At 49.3% G+C, this 14,046-nt stretch carries 13 protein-coding genes; 3 read left to right on the top strand and 10 right to left on the bottom strand.

Annotation, left to right across the window (positions count from 1 at the left end; translation table 11 throughout):
- Positions 1-52 precede the first annotated feature (52 nt).
- The gene (gene secA, locus EK22_RS02675) at positions 53-2,767 is read right to left on the bottom strand and encodes a preprotein translocase subunit SecA (RefSeq protein WP_036247810.1); all 2,715 of its coding nucleotides are present in this window, start codon (positions 2,765-2,767) and stop codon (positions 53-55) included.
- Between the two features lie 382 nt (positions 2,768-3,149).
- On the opposite strand from secA, the gene EK22_RS02680 reads away from it, so the two are divergent.
- On the top strand, positions 3,150-3,734 hold the full coding sequence (locus EK22_RS02680) for a phosphoribosylglycinamide formyltransferase (protein ID WP_036247813.1): 585 nt from the start codon (positions 3,150-3,152) through the stop codon (positions 3,732-3,734).
- Positions 3,735-3,751: 17 nt separating this feature from the next.
- A complete protein-coding gene (locus EK22_RS02685) occupies positions 3,752-4,249 on the top strand; it encodes a DUF3465 domain-containing protein (RefSeq protein ID WP_235209207.1) in 498 nt (165 codons plus the stop codon).
- A gap of 69 nt (positions 4,250-4,318) precedes the next feature.
- On the opposite strand, the gene EK22_RS02690 is transcribed toward EK22_RS02685, so the two are convergent.
- The 6 genes from EK22_RS02690 to EK22_RS02715 all read right to left on the bottom strand — a co-directional run bounded on the left by EK22_RS02690 (position 4,319) and on the right by EK22_RS02715 (position 9,873).
- A complete protein-coding gene (locus EK22_RS02690) occupies positions 4,319-4,519 on the bottom strand; it encodes a cold-shock protein (protein WP_027147079.1) in 201 nt (66 codons plus the stop codon).
- Between the two features lie 297 nt (positions 4,520-4,816).
- A complete protein-coding gene (locus EK22_RS02695) occupies positions 4,817-5,347 on the bottom strand; it encodes a hydrogenase maturation protease (protein WP_036247820.1) in 531 nt (176 codons plus the stop codon).
- The gene (locus EK22_RS02700; RefSeq protein ID WP_036247823.1) at positions 5,331-6,833 is read right to left on the bottom strand and encodes a Ni/Fe hydrogenase subunit alpha; all 1,503 of its coding nucleotides are present in this window, start codon (positions 6,831-6,833) and stop codon (positions 5,331-5,333) included. The genes EK22_RS02695 and EK22_RS02700 overlap by 17 nt, the downstream gene beginning before the upstream one ends.
- A 17-nt stretch (positions 6,834-6,850) precedes the next feature.
- A complete protein-coding gene (locus EK22_RS02705; RefSeq protein WP_036247824.1) occupies positions 6,851-7,390 on the bottom strand; it encodes an NADH-quinone oxidoreductase subunit B family protein in 540 nt (179 codons plus the stop codon).
- Positions 7,380-8,096 carry a 2Fe-2S iron-sulfur cluster-binding protein gene (locus tag EK22_RS02710; RefSeq protein ID WP_036247828.1) on the bottom strand — a complete coding sequence of 239 codons (717 nt, stop codon included), beginning with the start codon at positions 8,094-8,096 and terminating at the stop codon, positions 7,380-7,382. Before EK22_RS02710 ends, EK22_RS02705 begins: the two co-directional genes overlap by 11 nt.
- The gene (locus EK22_RS02715; RefSeq protein WP_036247830.1) at positions 8,089-9,873 is read right to left on the bottom strand and encodes an NAD(P)H-dependent oxidoreductase subunit E; all 1,785 of its coding nucleotides are present in this window, start codon (positions 9,871-9,873) and stop codon (positions 8,089-8,091) included. The genes EK22_RS02710 and EK22_RS02715 overlap by 8 nt, the downstream gene beginning before the upstream one ends.
- Before the next feature lie 116 nt (positions 9,874-9,989).
- Between EK22_RS02715 and EK22_RS02720 the strand changes: the two genes are divergently transcribed.
- Entirely contained in the window at positions 9,990-10,454 is a 465-nt protein-coding gene (locus EK22_RS02720; protein WP_036247832.1) for a DciA family protein, read from the top strand.
- A gap of 13 nt (positions 10,455-10,467) precedes the next feature.
- Here the strand turns inward: EK22_RS02720 and lpxC are convergent, their stop codons facing one another.
- From lpxC to ftsA, 3 genes are all read right to left on the bottom strand, one after another.
- Positions 10,468-11,391, bottom strand: coding sequence for a UDP-3-O-acyl-N-acetylglucosamine deacetylase (gene lpxC, locus EK22_RS02725; RefSeq protein WP_020158185.1), 924 nt, complete (start codon positions 11,389-11,391; stop codon positions 10,468-10,470).
- Between the two features lie 225 nt (positions 11,392-11,616).
- Positions 11,617-12,774: a cell division protein FtsZ gene (gene ftsZ, locus EK22_RS02730; RefSeq protein ID WP_020158186.1), complete on the bottom strand. Its 1,158-nt coding sequence runs from the start codon at positions 12,772-12,774 to the stop codon at positions 11,617-11,619.
- A 34-nt stretch (positions 12,775-12,808) separates the two neighbouring features.
- Entirely contained in the window at positions 12,809-14,035 is a 1,227-nt protein-coding gene (gene ftsA, locus EK22_RS02735; protein WP_036247835.1) for a cell division protein FtsA, read from the bottom strand.
- Positions 14,036-14,046 lie beyond the last annotated feature (11 nt).

Raw genomic sequence — 14,046 nt, forward strand, 5'->3', positions numbered from 1 at the left:
TTCGGTTTCTTCAGCCTTTTTTAACTGATGGCAGGTGATTTTATCCACCTGATTAACTTAATTTACCATGGCATTGCTTATACTTCTTGCCTGACCCGCAAGGGCAAGGGTCATTGCGCCCGACTTTATTGCCAGCACGGATAAAAGGCTGCGCGGTCTGTTCTTCTGCGGGAGCCGCTTCTGGCTGCTCCTTATTTTCCAGGGCCGAAGCCTCGGCATGTTCAAAATGCATTTCCTTGGGCGCCTGCATTTGCTCATCAATTGCCTGTACATCTTCTTCCTGCCGCACCTGAACTTTCGCCAAAATCGTGATAACTTCGTACTTGATATGGTCCAGTAAATCGGTAAACATCTGAAAAGCTTCACGCTTGTATTCCTGCTTGGGATCTTTTTGCGCATATCCCCTGAAATGGATACCCTGACGCAAATAGTCCATGGCAGCCAAATGTTCTTTCCAGCTGTTATCCAGAACCTGCAGCATGACTGATTTTTCAAAATGCTGTAAGACTTCCCTAGAGATCTGTTGTTCCTTATCCTTATGGTTTTGTTCCAGAATTTCAACAATACGATTACGCAGACCTTCCTCTTGTAGCGAATGATCCTCATCGAGCATTTTGCCTACCGGAATTTCAACATTGAACTCCTGGCGCAAATGATCTTCCAGACCTTCTATGTCCCATTGCTCTTCCATGGTTTTGGGCGGGATATACTGCGTAATGACATTGTTAACGACATCTCTGCGTATCGCAGAAATAATGTCCGAAACATTTTCCGCCGCCATCAATTCATTACGTTGCTCATAGATCACCTTACGCTGATCATTGGCGACATCGTCATAAGCAAGGATTTCCTTACGGATATCGAAGTTGCGTCCTTCAACCTTGCGCTGGGCGTTTTCGATCGAGCGTGTTACCCACGGGTGCTCAATCGCTTCTCCGTCGCCCATGCCCAGTTTCTGCATCAGACTTGCTACGCGTTCGGAAGCAAAAATACGCATCAGATCATCTTCCAGCGACAGATAAAAACGCGTTGATCCTGGATCGCCTTGACGACCGGAACGACCTCTTAGCTGATTGTCGATACGCCGTGACTCATGACGCTCTGAACCGATTACATGCAAGCCGCCGCTGGCAATGACTTGTTCATGCCGATCCAGCCAGGCACCTCGTGCTTTCTCTTTCTCTTCCTCAGCCGCATCTTCTCCCAAAGCGGCCAATTCCGCCTCCAAGTTACCGCCTAGCACGATGTCGGTTCCGCGACCAGCCATGTTAGTTGCAATCGTGACAGCTCTGGGAAGGCCGGCCTGCGCGACGATGTGCGCTTCGCGTTCATGCTGTTTGGCATTCAGCACTTCATGCTTGATACCCTGCTGCTTCAGCAACGCCGACAGCCGCTCCGAATTCTCAATCGAAGTCGTACCGACCAAGACCGGCTGGCCGCGCTCGACACAAGATTTAATATCCTGCGCCACAGCGATATATTTCTCACGTGCAGTCAGATAAACCAAATCACCTAAATCTTTACGAATCATTGGCCTATGGGTTGGTACCACGACCACTTCAAGGCCGTAAATCTTATTCAGCTCGAACGCTTCGGTATCGGCCGTACCGGTCATACCTGAAAGCTTATGGTACAAGCGGAAATAATTCTGGAATGTAATCGAGGCCAGCGTCTGGTTTTCATTCTGGATCGTGACATGCTCTTTCGCCTCAATCGCTTGATGCAGACCTTCAGACCAGCGCCGGCCCGGCATGATACGGCCAGTGAACTCATCAACGATGATGACTTCATTGTTAGCGACAATGTAATCGACATCTTTTTGAAACAACACATGCGCGCGCAACGACGCATTCAGATAATGCATCAGGCGGATGTTGGCCGCATCGTAAAGGCTGCTGCCCTCGGCCATCAAACCATGCTCGACCATCAAGCGCTCCACTCTTTCATGACCTTCTTCGGTCAAATAGATCTGGCGCACTTTTTCATCGACCGTATAATCGCCTTTCTGGCCGTCTTTTTCTTGCTTGGTCAGGAAAGGGACGATCTCATTGGCTTTAATATAAAATTCGGTACTTTCCTCGGTAGGCCCGGAAATGATCAGCGGCGTTCTTGCCTCATCGATCAAAATCGAATCTACCTCGTCGATAATGGCAAAATGCAGATCACGCTGAACTTTTTGTTCCAAGCTGAAAGCCATATTATCGCGCAGATAGTCGAAACCGAACTCGTTATTGGTGCCATAGGTAATATCAGATGCATATGCCTGCCGCCGTTGATGGCTATCCATCTGGCTGACGATAACACCGGTCGTCAAACCCAAAAAGCCGTACAGCCGCCCCATCCAGTCCGAGTCGCGCTTGGCCAGATAATCATTGACGGTCACGACATGCACACCGCGCCCCGGCAATGCATTCAAATAAGCCGCCAGAGTCGCCATCAGGGTTTTCCCCTCACCGGTTTTCATTTCAGCGATTTTGCCGTCATGCAGAATCATACCGCCGATCAGTTGCACGTCAAAATGACGCATGCCAAAGACGCGTGTAGACGCTTCTCTGACCGTTGCGAAAGCTTCCGGAATCAGGCTATCGAGTTTTTCATCCTGCGCCAGACGATCACGAAACTCCTGCGTTTTTGCCTTTAAGGCTTCATCAGATAATTTTTCGTATTCGGAAGCTAATGCATTGATCTTTTTGACCAACTTCCTTTTCTTGTTTACAAGCCTGTCATTACGGCTTCCTACAACTAATCTAACCAGCTTACCGAGCATATTTTCTTTCCGGTGAATTTAGTAAAAATTGAATCAAAATGTGAGATTATATACTGTCTATTTCATTAGTTACAGATAAAACACCTTTAACTATGGGATGAAACGCTTGAATATCAATAGGGATCATTTATAAATCAATTTTACCGATAGCCCTCACCCCTTGTAACCAAAGCGCAGACAGAAAAACGCCGGAGACGTGCATCCACGTCTATCAGATCAACAGACTTACCGTATAAATCAGGTAAAATACACACATAATCTGATCCCGTTAGCGTGAAAAACCAAACGGAAATACCAGCCATGTTCTGGACTTGTTAAGCTGTCAATCACCAAAGTCCAGACTGAACACACTCTTTCGATTATTTTATTTGCATCAATACCTATGAAAATCAGCTTTATCGCCTCACATGGCGGATCTTCTGCCAAACACATCATCGCCGCCATGAAGCAAAAAGTACTTGCCGCTGAATTGGGTGTGGTCATCACCAACAATTCCAATTCGGAAATATTGCGCTGGTGCCAGGAACAACAAATCCCCGTACATCTGATCAATGCCAACACCCATCCCGATCCGGAAAGTGAGGACTGGGCGATCATGCATGCACTGCTTGAGGCGCAAACCGATCTTGTCGTGCTATCGGGTTATATGAAAAAAATCGGCCCACATACACTGACACGTTTCAACGGCCATATCCTGAACATACACCCTGCCCTGTTGCCGAAACACGGTGGCCAAGGCCTTTATGGCGACCGCGTTCACGAAGCGGTACTGAAATCGGGCGATAAGGTTTCTGGCGCCTCCGTACACCTCATCAATGACCGCTATGACGAAGGCCCCGTCCTCAACCAGAGTCATGTGCCGGTTTTCCCCGACGACACGATCGCATCCTTACGAGCAAGAGTACAAGCCACGGAGGGAGATCTCTATTTGGAAACGCTCAAGAATATCATTGAAGGAACTTTATGATGCCGCCAGGTAAAACATTGATCGGAAATATCACCCTGGCTTTTCTGATTACCGGCTACGCTGGCCTAATACTGCCCGGCTGTGAAAATGGATCGGTCTTGACAGAAAAAGACGCGTTTATTAAATCACAAGCCCTGGATGATAATACCGAGAGTGGATCAATTAACGCCCAAAGCCTTACTGACTTAGCCGTCTTGTCTGAGGCTTTCGATCATCAATACAGCAACATTCAAGTCAGGCAGACCGGCACGATTATAAAAATACTGCCTGACGATACCAACGGTTCCCGGCACCAGCGTTTCATCGTACGGTTGAATTCCGGCCCGTCAGTGTTGATCGCGCACAATATCGATCTAGCGCCCAGAGTCGAGGGCATAAAAGAAGGATCGACCATCAGTTTCCGTGGCGAATATGAGTGGAACAGCAAGGGAGGCGTCATACACTGGACGCATCATGATCCGCAAGGACAGCATGAGCATGGATGGCTAATCTATGACGGCAGGAGGTATGATTAGCTTGCCTCGCTTGAACAGGCAAGACATGAAAAAAGCCGTAGCAGTTTTTGACTGCTACGGCTTTTGCAATTAGATGACGGATACTTCTTCCGCTTGCGGACCTTTTTGGCCTTGAGTAACAGTAAACTGTACCTTTTGACCTTCATCAAGGGATTTAAAGCCGGAGCCGTTAATGTTACGGAAGTGAACAAACACATCAGGACCGTTTTCTTGTTGAATAAAGCCGAAGCCTTTCTCGGAGTTAAACCACTTAACGGTACCGGTAGTCATGGAAGCCATATTGCAATCCTATAAAAATAATGAGTAATTTTAAAGCCTGTTAAGGCCAATGGAGCTGGGAAATGAAGAATTACTTAATGATAAACAGGACGAGCAATTACAAAGAACTTCGTGAAGATAAGCATGCGGTAAATCGTATTTCGAGCTGGGTGTCATTCTATATTGGCATTCTGGACATGTCAATCTAATAAACCTGGCATTTCCGTTAATGCCAATGCCGATGACGACAAAACAGCATTTTTCTGAATAAGCCCTTGCGATAACCATGCCTCGCAAGCAAGCCGCCAGTCAGCCCTCTGCCGCATCTTCTTCGTATTCCTGCAGGTTTACCCGACATTGCGCTGCCTGACGCCAAAAATCGGGCGCCGGATTATGCAGTAACTGAGCAGCAAACTGACAGGCCTGCATTAAACGACTCTCGGCTTTCGCACTCAATCCGGAGCCGAGCTCAAACTGCTCCGCTTTGATACTCAACAGAAAACACGGTGGCGGTGTTTGTTTCTTTACCGTCTGATAAACAGCCAAAACCGCGGACGGACTCATCGCGTGCGTGCTATAGCTTTTATCTCTGCCGGGACTTAACTCGGCAAAATCGAACGGTCCCGCACAGGATACGGACGCATCGACAAATAAAACCAAGGCCCTGCCCTCAAGGTCCAGCGCATGTTCAATCTGCAGCTGAAAATCGGACAACAGGTCGATATTGCCTAAGTTCAAGTGAGATTCCACGAACTCTAGTAGCAATGGCCCTAAGGCATCATCACCGCGACTGAGATTGCCATAGCCAAACAGCAGTACGGAATTAACCTCCGAGGTCATGCTCAATCGCACCATCGCCGTGTTTAATGAGTCTATCGATCAGCCTGCCTTCCACGTCGACCAATTCAAGCTGCAACGGCATTTTTCCCACGGCATGTGTCGCGCAGGACAAACAGGGATCATAAGCGCGGATGGCGACTTCCAGGTTGTTCAATAGCGGCTCGGTCAACTCCCGCCCCGACAAGTACTCCGCCGCAACCTGCCGCACGGACTCATTCATCGCCATGTTATTGCTGGTCGTCGAGACGATCAAATTCGCTTTCGTAACAATGTCGTTTTCATCAACCTGATAATGATGAAATAAGGTACCGCGCGGCGCCTCGATCACGCCGACACCTTCATAGCGCTTCTCGCCCTGCGCGACCAGATCATGACCCATGACTTCAGGATCGTTGAGCAGTTCCTTGATACTTTCGGCGCAATGCAGGGCCTCGATCAAACGCGCCCAATGAAAAGCCAATGTGCTATGCACCATGGCTTCACCGCCATGCGCCTTGAATTCCAGGCGCTCGACTTCCGCCATCGGCGTAGCGATATAATCGCAATTATTGATACGCGCCAGGGGGCCGACGCGATACCAGCCCGCCGCCTTGCCCAGCGACAGCAGGTAAGGAAACTTCATATAACTCCATGAACGTACTTCTTCATGGATATAGTCGTTGTATCGGCAATAATCGACATGATCCACGATAGTTTCACCTTGATCATTTTTGGCCCGCAGGCCGCCGTGGTACAGCTCCAGCGCCCCATCAGCACTGGTCAGGCCGAGATAATTACTGCGTATAGTGGCAAATTCATCATAATACGGCAGGTTGGAGCCATGTATTTTCTTAACCAGTTCCACGGCGCCGGCCGCCCAGGCGATGATTTGATCGACATCCGACAGCAAATAGTCGCGTTCTGACTGAGTCAGCGCCTTATTCATGCCACCGGCGACAGCTCCCGTACCATGTATGCGCTTGCCGCAAATCATGCGGATGACTTCCTGACCGTATTTGCGCAGCTTGACGCCCTGAAGGCCGATGTCAGGATAATCATTCAACACGGCTATGATATTGCGTTTATTGATGTCGCTCTCGAAACCGAACAGCAGATCCGGACTGGACAGATGAAAAAAATGCAAGGCATGGGATTGCAGAACCTGTCCGAAATGCAGCAGACGTCTCAGCTTGCTTGCGGCGGACGGTAGATTTTCCGGCTCGATGCCGACTAACTGATCAATTGCCTTGCCGGCGGCTAGATGATGGCTGACCGGGCAAATGCCACACAGTCGCTGCACGATAACCGGCAATTCCCAGTAAGGCCGCCCCTGTATGAAGCGCTCAAAGCCACGGAATTCAACGATGTGCAGCCGCGCCTGTCTGACTTGATTGTCCTGATCCAGCAATAACGTGATTTTGCCGTGCCCTTCGACGCGCGAGATAGGATCGACGGCGACGCGCCTCAAATTTTCCGTAGTTTCAGCCGTTTCTAAATAGTCGTACATAGACTTCTCGCAAGTAACTAATCGTAATGAATCAGCTCATAAGGCAGCGCCGGCTCACGCCCTTCCAGCAAATCGGTCAGAAATGTCCAGAATACACCAGCCGCCGGCGGGCAGCCCGGCAAAAAATAGTCTATCTTGACCACTTCATGCACGGGATATACCTTATCCAATAATAGCGGCAATTCAGGATCGCTGGGGATCTGCGGATTTTCAATGCCGATCCCGTCCAGATAAGACTCGCCCAGACATTCCTCCAGCGGAATATAGTTCCTGTATCCGGGCAGGCCGCCGTTAATGGCGCAAGCCCCGACGGCCACCAGAAATTTGCAGTGCTTGCGGAATTCGCGCAGGGTATGAACGTTTTCCGAATTGCAGACCCCGCCTTCTATCAGACCAATGTCACATGCCGTGCAGTGCTTTATGTCGGTGATAGGCGACCGGTCGAATGCAACCCGATCGGCCAACTGCAACAATCGCTCATCGATATCGAGCAGTGACATATGGCAGCCGAAACAGCCCGCCAGCGACACGGTTGCCACTCTGATTTTATCGGTCATGATCGCCCTGCTCCTGTTCCAGGCTGGTTTCGGAGATATCCTTGTGATCAAACAACCGCTCGCCGATAGGCTGGGTAAAGCCGGTACGCTTGATCAAAATAGCCCCGGTTGGACAGATATGCGCGGCCTGATCGCTGACATCCAGATCGGTATCTTTTAACAGCCCGCTATCAGCATTGAAGATCAGTCGCTTGTTGATGCCGCGGCCGCTGATGGCAAACACGTCCTTGCCGTCTTTATGGCTGGCGCGCACGCACAGTGTGCAGAAAATACACCGGTTTCGATCGACCAGCACATCGGGATGTGACGCATCGAGTTCGCGCGGGGCAAAAAAATGCAGGAAATGGTTGTCGAGCATGTTCAGATAATATCCGATTGCCTGTAATTGGCAATTGCCGCTTTTTTCGCAGCCGGGACATAAATGATTGCCTTCCACGAACAGCATTTGCGTGATTCTGCGCCGGTCGTCATTCAGCTCCTTGCTATTATTGAGGATCTCCTGTCCGTCCATGGCCGGGAATGTGCAAGCCGAACAAGCCCGGCCGTTCACAATGACTGTGCACAATTTGCAACTGCCGTGTGGCGCAAATTCGGGATGATGGCATAAATGCGGAATATAGACATCCGCGGCGGCCGCGGCTTCCATGATGGTCTGGCCATCCTCGAAGGGGATTGAATCGCCGTCAATCGTAATTGTTTTACTCATGATCACCCACCTGAGATAAATGCGCACCGGCATCGTCGCGTTGCGCCAGACGCCTGGCTATATCGAGTGCGCCATCCAGATCAAATCCCGGTTCATAACTGATTTTCTTCAACTTGCCTTGGTACAATTCGGGATAGCGTTCCAACGTCGTTAACACCGGATTGGCGGCCGTTTGTCCCAAGCCGCAATGGCTGTAGTTTTTGATCAACTGACACAGTTCCTCAAGCGCCGCGACATCACCAGCCGAGCCGTGCCCCTCGTAAATTTTATCGACCTGCTTCCTTAACAACGAAGTGCCAACCCGGCAAGGCGTACAGAACCCGCAGCTTTCGTGCGCGAAGAAGTGCGTGAAGTTATGGACGATATCGAAAATATTGCGGTTTTCGTTAAAGACAATCACCGATCCGCCGGTCGCCAGATCCTCGAATGCCAGCTTGCGGTCGAATTCCTGACTGGAAATGAACGTGCCGGAAGGCCCGCCCATTTGCACGCCCAACACATCCGTTGCGCCACAATCATTTAACAGTGTCTGTACAGTGGTGCCGAACGCGTATTCGTAGATCCCGGGCCTGGCACAGTCGCCGCTGATGCTGAGTATTTTAGTGCCCGATGATTTTTCCGTTCCCACCTTTGCAAACCAGTCGGCACCATTGACAGCAATCGCGCTCGCAGCAAGAAATGTCTCGACATTGTTGACCACAGTCGGCTTGCCAAGATATCCCTGCGTCACGGGATAAGGCGGGCGGTTGCGCGGAATTCCCGCCTTGCCTTCCAGCGATTCGATCAACGCCGATTCTTCGCCGCAAATATAGGCGCCGGCGCCGAGGTAGATGTCAATATCGAAATCCAGCCCTTCCCTGAGAATATTGACACCGAGTAAACCGGCTTGTCTGCGTTGATCCAGGATGCCTTGCAACTGCTCATAAAGATGCAGATACTCGCCGCGCAAATACAGGAAGCCCCGCTTGGCGCCTATAATGGCCGCGCACAAGGTCATGCCCTCGAAAACCTGATGGGCAAACGAATTTAACAGCACCCTGTCCTTGAATGTGCCAGGCTCACCTTCATCGGCATTGCAAACGACATAACGCTCGTTCTGTGCTTCGTCGGCGCAAAATCCCCATTTCATGGCGGTCTTGAAACCCGCCCCGCCTCGGCCTCTTAGCCCCGATCGCTCAATTTCCGTCAGCGTCGCCTTCAGCCCCCGCTTAAAGGCCGACCTGAGGGCCTCTCCAGGCACCATGGACTGCTTCAACAACAGCCCCGGCCTGACTATATTATCCTCCACTTGGAACAAGTCAGCCGGCCATGCCGCCAGAGGCTCTCGCCGTTCGATCAAATCGGCAATCAGGTCAATACGAGCCCGATCCAGACGGGTTAAGGCATAACCATTAACCAAGCCGGCGGGACCTTGGTCGCACATGCCGGTGCATGAGGTATTGTCGAGACTGACCAAGCCGTCCTCCCGAACCGCCCCGACCGCCACATTCAGTCTGGCGGCAAGATAATCCGTAAGATTTTTCTTGTCATGCATGTTATCGGTAATGCAATCGCTGATTAGCAGCTCGTATTGCCCCTTGGGCGTCAAATACAAAAAGCTGTAGAATTCGACCACGCTGATAATTCTGGTCCGGGGAATAGCCAAAAGCCCGGACAACTGTTCTATTGCCTGTTCCGGGATATAATGGTAGCAGGATTGGATCTCTCGCAGAATTTGGAGCAACTGCTTTGCTTGATGATTGTTCTTTTCCGCGAGATCCTGAATGAATTGTTTCATTTTATCCGCCTGGCTGGGTCTTTACGTGTGGAAAGAATGAACTCCTTTGCGTACGCACTATATGCCAATCTTTTAAATAATCCAACCATTCGGTAAAAATACCCGTTCGAGTCGCCATGGCAAAAAAACCCGTCACATTTAAATCAACCCTAGCATTTCCGAACCGGGCTATTGCTCATTTTTACAGCCGGATTGAACAGCAACGCCAGATCCTGCAATATATCCGGGCGGTGTTACCGGAAGCGCTGGCAAAACAGGCGCGCTACTGTGTAATAAACGATAAAAAATTACTGATTTATACGGATTCCGCTGCTTGGGCATCACAATTACGCTTTTATAGCAAGGCTATCCTTGCCGCTATCGCGCCAATAGCACGTGAATCTGTCACAATTATGCAGGTTAAAATCCTTACCGAGCAAAAAAGCCCTGACAAGCAACCTGTAAGGAAAGTGAATATTCCATCACCGGAAAAGATAGAAATCATCCGGAAGCAGGGTCTTAATGCTCCGGATGATCATTTGAAACAAGCGTTGCTAAAGTTGAGCGCAACGTTGCGGCGACTCTCCGGCGATGCCGGATAGTCAGAAAGCGGTTTTACGCGGCAGATCGCGGCGATTGCGCGGAACGCATAAAGGAAATCGGCGCGTCTTCCTCTTCGTCAAACGTAACCATTTCCCACGCATCCTTATCATTTAATAAAGTACGCAGTAATTTATTGTTCAGTCCGTGCCCGGATTTATAACCGGTAAAGGCGCCGATCAAACTATGCCCCAGGAGATACAGGTCGCCTATGGCATCAAGAATTTTATGTTTGACAAACTCATCTGCATAACGCAGACCATCTTCATTGAGTACCTTATCGTCATCCACCACGATTGCATTATCAAGACTGCCTCCCAGAGCCAGATTATTTTGCCGGAGCATGTCGATATCCTTCATGAAACCGAATGTTCTAGCCCGGCTTACTTCCTTCACAAAAGTAGTCGACGAAAAATCCATGGTCGCGGTTTTGACATGGTCTGCAAAAGCCGGGTGCTCGAAATCAATGGTAAATGTCACCTTGAAGCCTTCAAATGGTTCAAAAGCAGCCCATTTATCACCATCTTCGACCCTGATTGCACGTTTAATGCGAATATATTGCTTAGGGCTATCCTGCTCATCAACTCCGGCTGACTGCAGCAAAAACACAAAAGGACCGGCACTTCCGTCCATAATGGGAACTTCAGCAGCACTGACATCGACGATCGCATTGTCAATGCCCAACCCGGCAAATGCCGATAGCAGATGTTCTATGGTTGAAATCTTTACATTACCTGCAACCAGCGTTGTCGAAAGCATGGTTTCGCCAACATTTTCAGGTGACGCATCGATGACAATCGGTTCGTCTAAATCAACGCGGCGAAATTTAATACCCGTATTCGGTTCAGCAGGGCGTAAAGTCAAATACACTTTATCGCCCGTATGCAGCCCTACGCCTGTAGCCCTGATTGTATTTTTTAAAGTTCGCTGTTTAATCATAAAATAAAGAACGCCGAATTGAGAGGCAAAAAAACAGGAATTCTAACACAATCAGAGCCAAAAAAAGAGATCAAGTCGTCTTCCTCTAAACCAGTAGTCGGTCATTATAATCATGACGGGTAAACTGTAGGTGCGAATTCACTTGCACTGCGCGTATACCCTCATGGACATAAGTAAATCCGTACCACACTTAATTTTACTCATTAAAACAAAATTACCAGTGCACTAGTCGGCCTGACGTCTTAGAAAAGCCGGGATATCCAGATAATCCAGATCAATATCTTTTTTAGGCTGTGCTCCGAATCGGGTTTCCCTGTTTTCAGGTCTGTTTTGGCGCATTACCGTCGGTTTATCGAGCACGCCGTAATCAACTTCACCAGCCGCTGCCTTCTGTACAAGTTTAACCGGTGACTTAGTCGCTGGCATCGCCATTCCCATGCCTGTGGCAACAACAGTGACTTTAATTTCATCGCCTAACTCAGGGTCAATAGCGGTACCAATCTTGATAATCGCATCTTCCGAGGCAAATTCATGAACAATATTACCAACTTCATCAAACTCTGCAATGCCCATATCGGCAGCGGAAATATTGACCAGAATACCACGAGCGCCTTGTAAGTTGATATCTTCCAGCAAGGGGCAAGCGATCGCTTTTTCGGCCGCTTCGCGGGCGCGATGCTCTCCTGTTGCCGACCCGGTGCCCATGATCGCCGCTCCCATTCCCGCCATGACGGTTCTGACATCGGCAAAGTCCACGTTAATCATGCCGGGATGCACAATGAGTTCAGTAATGCCTTGCACCGCATCCAATAATACGCCATTAGCCGCTTTAAATGCATTCACTAATGAAACGCTGCTGCCCAGCACCCGTAATAATTTCTGATTAGGAATGGTTATCAGCGAATCGACATATTGCTCAAGCTCGGCAATACCTTTTTCTGCCACAGCCAGTTTTTTCTTGCCTTCGAACAAAAACGGCTTGGTCACTACCGCCACGGTCAGAATACCCATTTCCCTGGCAATTTCCGCAATAACAGGAATCGCACCCGTACCAGTACCGCCCCCCATGCCGGCAGTCAGAAACAGCATGTCCGCACCTTCTATCACCTCTTTAATGCGTTCTTTATTTTCCTCCGCCGCTTGTTTTCCGATTTCAGGATTGGTGCCAGCGCCCAGCCCCTTGGTCAGTTCAACACCTAATTGAATAATCGTACCGATATTTAATCTTCGCAAAGCCTGCGCATCGGTATTTGCACAGATAAACTCTACACCGTCAATATGGCTGTCGACCATATGATTAACCGCATTACCGCCGCCGCCACCGACACCAATAACCTTAATGACGGCTGTTTCGGTACACATGTCCATTAATTCATATTTCATTTTCGCTGCCCCTTAAATATAACCCTACGAATTATTAAAAATTACCTTGAAACCAATTTTTCATTTTTAAAAACAATCCGGCCCCTTCAGAATCAATGATTCTGTCGCCGCCCTGGTGTTCTTTTCCATACATTAATAAGCCAACCCCCGTAGAATGAATTGGATTTTTCACAACTTCGGTTAACCCGGTCACATTCTGCGGAATACCCATGCGAACCGGCATATGGAAAATTTCTTCAGCCAATTCGATCAGTCCCATCACTTTTGAACTGCCACCAGTCACTACGATCCCGGCCGCAATCAATTCTTCATAGCCGCTGCGCCTTAGCTCCGCCTGCACCAGCAATATCAGCTCTTCATAGCGCGGCTCTATAATCTCGGCCAGATTTTGCGTCGAAATCTTGCGTGGCGCCCTATCGCCGATACTCGGCACTTCAATGACGCCGTCAACGCTGGCCAATTGCGTTAATGCACAGGCATATTTTTGTTTGATTTCTTCCGCATTCAACGTCGGCGTACGCAAGGCAACAGCTATATCATTGGTGACCTGATCGCCGGCGATTGGAATGACAGCCGTATGTTTGATCGCGCCATCGACAAAAATGGCAATATCCGTGGTCCCGCCACCGATATCAATCAAGCAGACGCCCAGTTCCTTTTCGTCTTCGGTCAGTACCGAATTGCATGACGCCAACTGCTCAAGCACAATATCATCGACATCAAGCCCACAGCGACGAATACATTTGATTATATTCTGCGCGGCGCTGACACTGCCCGTCACCATATGGACTTTTGCCTCCAGGCGTATACCCGACATGCCGATAGGCTCTTTTATACCTTCCTGAAGATCGATAACGAATTCCTGCGGCAGAATATGCAAGATCTTCTGATCAGCCGGAATAGCGACTGCACGAGCAGAATCAATGACCCGGTCTATATCATACTGAGTCACCTCCTTATCCTTGATCGCTACGATGCCGTGAGAGTTAAGGCTTCTGATATGGCTGCCGGCAATACCTGCAAAAACCGACCGGATCTGACATCCCGCCATTAATTCAGCCTCTTCCACGGCTCTCTGAATTGATTGCACGGTTGATTCCAGATTAACGACCACACCTTTTTTAAGTCCGCGCGATGCTGTTGAGCCGATGCCTATGACTTCTATTTTGTTCTCACTCGTAAGCTCACCTACAATAGCCGCGACTTTTGAAGTTCCGATGTCCAGTCCGACTATTAAATTACGCTCTGTTTTTTTCGCCATTTTTGTTTACT

Origin of the sequence: Methylobacter sp. BBA5.1 (assembly GCF_000746145.1) — a bacterium.
GTDB lineage: Bacteria > Pseudomonadota > Gammaproteobacteria > Methylococcales > Methylomonadaceae > Methylobacter > Methylobacter marinus.

Bases quoted from the DNA above. Each gene is read 5' to 3' on its own strand.
- EK22_RS02680 (WP_036247813.1), top strand. From the start codon at position 3,150: ATGAAAATCAGCTTTATCGCCTCACATGGCGGATCTTCTGCCAAACAC.
- EK22_RS02695 (WP_036247820.1), bottom strand. From the start codon at position 5,347: ATGACCTCGGAGGTTAATTCCGTACTGCTGTTTGGCTATGGCAATCTC.
- ftsA (WP_036247835.1), bottom strand. From the start codon at position 14,035: ATGGCGAAAAAAACAGAGCGTAATTTAATAGTCGGACTGGACATCGGA.
- EK22_RS02720 (WP_036247832.1), top strand. From the start codon at position 9,990: ATGGCAAAAAAACCCGTCACATTTAAATCAACCCTAGCATTTCCGAAC.
- secA (WP_036247810.1), bottom strand. From the start codon at position 2,767: ATGCTCGGTAAGCTGGTTAGATTAGTTGTAGGAAGCCGTAATGACAGG.
- EK22_RS02710 (WP_036247828.1), bottom strand. From the start codon at position 8,096: ATGAGTAAAACAATTACGATTGACGGCGATTCAATCCCCTTCGAGGAT.
- EK22_RS02715 (WP_036247830.1), bottom strand. From the start codon at position 9,873: ATGAAACAATTCATTCAGGATCTCGCGGAAAAGAACAATCATCAAGCA.
- EK22_RS02700 (WP_036247823.1), bottom strand. From the start codon at position 6,833: ATGTACGACTATTTAGAAACGGCTGAAACTACGGAAAATTTGAGGCGC.
- EK22_RS02690 (WP_027147079.1), bottom strand. From the start codon at position 4,519: ATGACTACCGGTACCGTTAAGTGGTTTAACTCCGAGAAAGGCTTCGGC.
- ftsZ (WP_020158186.1), bottom strand. From the start codon at position 12,774: ATGAAATATGAATTAATGGACATGTGTACCGAAACAGCCGTCATTAAG.
- lpxC (WP_020158185.1), bottom strand. From the start codon at position 11,391: ATGATTAAACAGCGAACTTTAAAAAATACAATCAGGGCTACAGGCGTA.
- EK22_RS02705 (WP_036247824.1), bottom strand. From the start codon at position 7,390: ATGACCGATAAAATCAGAGTGGCAACCGTGTCGCTGGCGGGCTGTTTC.